At 47.8% G+C, this 967-nt stretch carries 1 pseudogene; it reads right to left on the bottom strand.

Features of this window, described 5'->3' with window-relative positions:
• Positions 1-370: 370 nt before the first annotated feature.
• Positions 371-967, bottom strand: a pseudogene (locus tag ACTJJN_RS26980) (T6SS effector BTH_I2691 family protein); the annotation flags it as partial.

The raw sequence follows: 967 nt of genomic DNA, 5'->3' as shown, positions 1-967 counted from the left end.
ACCTTGCTCAAACGTTGGTAGTAGATTTTTTGGGTTGATCGATTGAAGCAGAAAATTGATAAGCGTTTTATGAAATATATCCGATAAATGAGGAAAGGTAGGAAAGTGAAAGGCATAAGCAAGAATCCAGTCGCTAATAATGGAGCGGTTTCGTACATGCGCCATATATCCCTGGATAGTAAATATGGGTAAAAGCCGGCAATTGACAGAACAGTTATCGCGCAATACAGCTTCCCCATGAAGACAGAGTCTGTGATCCATGGATTCCTTAAGCATAAAATGGTGTCGGATAAGCTTAATAGTTGCCCTGTGATAGAGGGCTTGTGTCCAGAGTCTGACATTGAGTTGAATATCCAGATGGTTGCCATGGTCAGCGCTCCAGACGAAAAGTTGACAGGGTCTCATTGTCTTCGTCCAAGCCTTGATTGGCGTTGTAGGTTAGATGAAGTGAGACATGATTTTGGTTGGCGAGGGTGTTTTCGAAATGTAGAACTAAGCCAGCATCTACGAGGTGGCCGGTCGGGCTGATTGGAAAAACGTCAATTCCGTGGTTGTCACGGACGGAGCTCAAACTTCCTGACCATTCACTTACGCCTAGCCTGAATGCAGGCAGCAGCACTGTGAACTCTACGGTTGGTTGGGGGGTGGCTACTTCGTTATGTGTGATAGCTGTCCAATTTGGCGGCGACCAGTGGTTATTCTGATGCCATCGGGTGTCGGCGTTAGTTATGCCCAGGGATAGGGCCTGCTCGGCGGATAGTAGCTTGGGCCCGTAATGTTCATTGTGCCAAGCCTTAATTTCTGTTTGCAGTGAGGTGAAAGCAGGAAGTTTCTTGTCAAAGTCCAAGTTGATGTCGGCGTGCGACTCTCCATCATTGATGCGATTGCCGAATATGCTACGTGCTGCCCACAGTTCTATTGGGCTGTGAAGGCGTTCATGTGCCTTGGCGTGTAGGTAGAGGCCTCC

The sequence above is a fragment of the Pseudomonas sp. 22515 genome (assembly GCF_052044625.1).
In the GTDB taxonomy this organism is placed as follows: Bacteria; Pseudomonadota; Gammaproteobacteria; order Pseudomonadales; family Pseudomonadaceae; genus Aquipseudomonas; species Aquipseudomonas alloputida.
The sequence above is the reverse complement of the archived record's forward strand: the minus strand, read 5'-3'. Positions and strand labels throughout refer to the sequence as shown.